This is a genomic window from Vibrio ouci (genome assembly GCF_004551525.1).
Lineage (GTDB): Bacteria > Pseudomonadota > Gammaproteobacteria > Enterobacterales > Vibrionaceae > Vibrio > Vibrio ouci.
Window position 1 is genome coordinate 1 of sequence record NZ_SATR01000100.1, and the last position, 3720, is coordinate 3720.

Genomic DNA, 3720 nt, shown 5'->3' on the forward strand with positions numbered 1-3720 from the left:
TAACGCCCAATTAAGGGGTGAACAACGCCGCCACCCAAACCTAAAGAATTGTGCCATAAACACTAAAACTGAAGTAGAAGCAAAAGCGCCAAGCGTTGTGAATCCCTCTTAAATTGCTTGTTATAACAACGATTTCCTCGATGCTGATGTCTATACCTTACCCTGCTCGAAAGCTAAAATGTTCTCGAATGCTATTTTGAAGTAAAGCTCGTAGCTGTTTTGCTCTACATACCCTAAATGTGGGGTAGCCGTTACGTTTGGTAATGACAATAAAGGCTCGTTATCAAGCGATGCTGGTTCATTGTCAAATACATCAACGGCAGCTCGCTTAGTTGGGACCGCCACCAGCTCGTTGTATAGCGCAGAGTTTTCTACAAGCTCTGAGCGACTAATATTTACAAATAAAGAGTCGGGCTTCATTAAGCTCAAGTCCTGAGCCGTTACGCACGCTCTAGTTACTTCATTCAAACGTAAGTGAAGTGACACAATATCCGAACCAGAGAAAAATGCTTCCTTTGAAGCGGCAGCTTCAAAGCCGTGTTCACGCGCAAGATTCCTTGATTGCTCACTACCCCAAACAACCACTGACATTTCAAATGCTTTTGCAAATTGAGCGATTCGTTGTCCAATTTTTCCGTAACCCCAAATACCAAGCTTCAAGCCCTTTAGAGTACGACCTAAACCGAGCACACCAGAGTTTTGCCACATATCGTTTTGTAGATTGGCTGAATAAGTTGGTACATGGCGACTTGCCGCCATAATCAGGGCCCAAGCTAATTCCGAAGGAGCAACAGGAGAGCCACGCCCCTCCAACACCTTTACTCCATACTTTTCGCATAGGTGGGCATCAATATGGTTGCTAACTTTACCTGTTTGACTGATAACTTTAAGGTTAGGTAACTGCGCAAGCAGTGACTCTGTAATGACTGTACGTTCTCGGATTAAAACAAGACACTCTGTGTCTTTTAGCTTAGCTACCAACTCCGACTCAGGAAGTGTTTCGTTCAAGATGGACACATCGTGATGTGATAGTAATTCGAAACAATCTAACGTTCTAACCACATCCTGGTAGTCATCTAAAACCGTTATTTTCACGGAACTCTCCTTGTTGTTATAACGCCAAATTAAGGTGTGAACAACGCTAACACCTTACCTAAAGCATTGTGCCATAAACACTAAACTAGCTTGAAGTGAAAGCGCCGAGCGTTGTGAATCACTCTTAAATTTATTGTTATGTTTTAGTAGCCTCGATCTCATTGCCAGCAATAGTACACAAAACCAAACCACTGTCTTTTTCGCTAGAGCTAATAATGAGCTTCCCAAATGAATCCCAAACTGAGCTTTTACCACAAGTTTTCCAGCCACCTGTTTCTGAGATATGGTTGCTTAGAAGTACTGGAACACGTTGCTCTAAAGCAATTTCGGATAGGATTTTAGAATCAGGGGTAAAACCATTACCAGAAATTAGAGCACTTACAACATAAGCATCTGCACCGAGCTTTTTAGCCCGCAGAGAATGTTCCGACGTTATAAAGTCGGCACAAATAGCCAATGCTATTTGATACCCATTCACAGTAAAGAAGTAATCCGTCGCCCCAAAAGAACAATAATCATCTTCGCCTTCATGCAGATATTGCTTTGAATAAAATTGGACTGAGCCATCGGGAAAACAAACTACCGCACCTATTGTTGGCTTTGAGGAATTGTTAGCTTTTAGCGGACAACCTGCAATAACTATAATCTCATTTTCAACTGACGCTTGAGAGAGTTCTTTAAAACTCGACGGCTCAGGCGAAAACGCTAGTTCAGCAACCAAATCTAACTCATAGCCCGTCAATGATAATTCCGGAAAAACGACAACATCAGCTTTGTAAGAAGATGACTCCTCGATCATTTTAATGTGGTTTTCAATATTTCCACATAAGTCGCCTCTCACGATCGGGATTTGAGCCAAGCTTATAGTTACACCAGTTTCCAAGTTTCCTCCTTAAAACATAACGCCAAATTAAGGTGTGAACAACGCTAACACCTTAGCTAAACCATTGTGCCATAAACACTAAACTAGCTTGAAGTGAAAGCGCCGAGCGTTGTGAATCACTCTTAAATTTATTGTTATATGCCTTTACGACTTACCTAAATATGGCTTTAGAAAACAGGCAACTTGCTCTTCACAAAGGCCAACTTCTACTTCAATACCATTTTGTTTGAGAATAGAAATACCTTTACCACTATTACGCTCGTCTGGGTCAACTAATGCGATAACAACATGCTTTATGCCCGACTTCACCAACGTATCTGCACAAGCAGGAGTTCGACCAACAAAAGAGCAAGGCTCTAAGGTCACATAAGCTGTCACACCATCAGTTGAACCTTTGTACGCATTTAATGCTTCGACTTCAGCGTGGTTTCCACCAATGGCTTGCGTAAAACCTTCAGATACGACGAGGTTATCTTTGACTAAGACACAGCCAACTGGCGGGTTGGGAATACAATCAGGTAATGCTTTCCTAGATACTTCCAACGCTCTAAGCATATATTTTTCTGACATTTTTCCGTATTCCTCATTCGGGCATATAACGCCGCGTTAAGTAGTGAGCAACGCTACCACAAAACCCAACCATACCACCGTAAACACAAAACCCAACGATGGAATGAAAAATGCCATGCGTTGGGAATCTGTCTTAAACGCTTTGTTAGAGCGCTACTAACTCTGCAAGTTTACTAGCAACATTACCTATTGGATCTTCTGCTGTATCTAAACCACTTCGAGAACCAAGTAACGGACTCACATCGCGAAGATCTTCATACGTAGTATCGTGGACAATTGGCACGAGCAAATCTGTAGAGAGTAAAGCAGATAGTTCTTTGTCTGCGACACCCTCTCCGGCTATGCGCTTCAAAAATGATGGAGTTACCATGACGATTCCAATTCTTGATTTAGCTAAACCTTTATCGATTTCACGCATTAAATTTGAGCCGAGCAAAACGTCTTTTTCGCTAAACCAAACTGAAACACCTTTAGCTTCGAGTAAGTCATGTAACTCCTTGGCAATTCCTTTTCGGTCATCCCAAGCGTGACATAGGAACACATCACGAAGATCAGGTTTAGAAGCTCGTCTCTCTACATTTTTTCGTACTGGAGTAAGAGTTCTAATTTCAGCCGGAGTATAAACCACGGAGGAACCAGGACTTGACCAACTAGGTCTAGGACGGCTTGAACTTGAACCACTTGAGCTGTTGCTACTGCCGCCGTACGAAGAGTATGAAGACGATGGATACGAGGAATATGAACGGTAGCTACCACGACTACTACATGCTGGACAGTTAGCTCTAGCACTTGCTGTTCGGTGACCATTTACTGGTGCTGTACATCTTGCCATTTAACGATTTCCTAAGTATGAATTCAATCCAATGATAAATGATTGAACACAATATGAAACAACGGCAGTATGGCGTTTCAAAGACGGTCACAAAAATACCGGTGCGCTCTAACGCCAAATTAAGTAGTGAGCAACGCTGCCACTTACCTAAAGAATTGTACCGTAAACACTAAAGCTGATTTAAACCAAAAGTGCCAAGCGTTGCGAATCTGCTTAAATTTATTGTTAGCTGTCTGGAATGAAGCCGACAATTTTAGCCCTAGCAAAGTCTTTGAGTTGATCATCTATTTCGAAGTCAAATGAAAAACTAGAAATAGTCCAGTCGTTCTTAGGTTTGTAG

The 3720-nt window shown here is 42.1% G+C and carries 4 protein-coding genes; all 4 read right to left on the minus strand.

Going from position 1 to position 3720, the window contains the following annotated elements; all coding sequences use genetic code 11:
• Positions 1 to 150: 150 nt before the first annotated feature.
• Positions 151 to 1095: a D-2-hydroxyacid dehydrogenase family protein gene (locus ELS82_RS23590; RefSeq protein WP_134837601.1), complete on the minus strand. Its 945-nt coding sequence runs from the start codon at positions 1093 to 1095 to the stop codon at positions 151 to 153.
• A 136-nt stretch (positions 1096 to 1231) separates the two neighbouring features.
• Positions 1232 to 1978, minus strand: coding sequence for a carbon-nitrogen hydrolase family protein (locus ELS82_RS23595; RefSeq protein ID WP_167489500.1), 747 nt, complete (start codon positions 1976 to 1978; stop codon positions 1232 to 1234).
• Between the two features lie 144 nt (positions 1979 to 2122).
• On the minus strand, positions 2123 to 2548 hold the full coding sequence (locus tag ELS82_RS23600) for a bifunctional diaminohydroxyphosphoribosylaminopyrimidine deaminase/5-amino-6-(5-phosphoribosylamino)uracil reductase RibD (RefSeq protein ID WP_134837602.1): 426 nt from the start codon (positions 2546 to 2548) through the stop codon (positions 2123 to 2125).
• 145 nt (positions 2549 to 2693) lie between these two features.
• On the minus strand, positions 2694 to 3380 hold the full coding sequence (locus ELS82_RS23610; RefSeq protein ID WP_095661234.1) for a toll/interleukin-1 receptor domain-containing protein: 687 nt from the start codon (positions 3378 to 3380) through the stop codon (positions 2694 to 2696).
• Positions 3381 to 3720 lie beyond the last annotated feature (340 nt).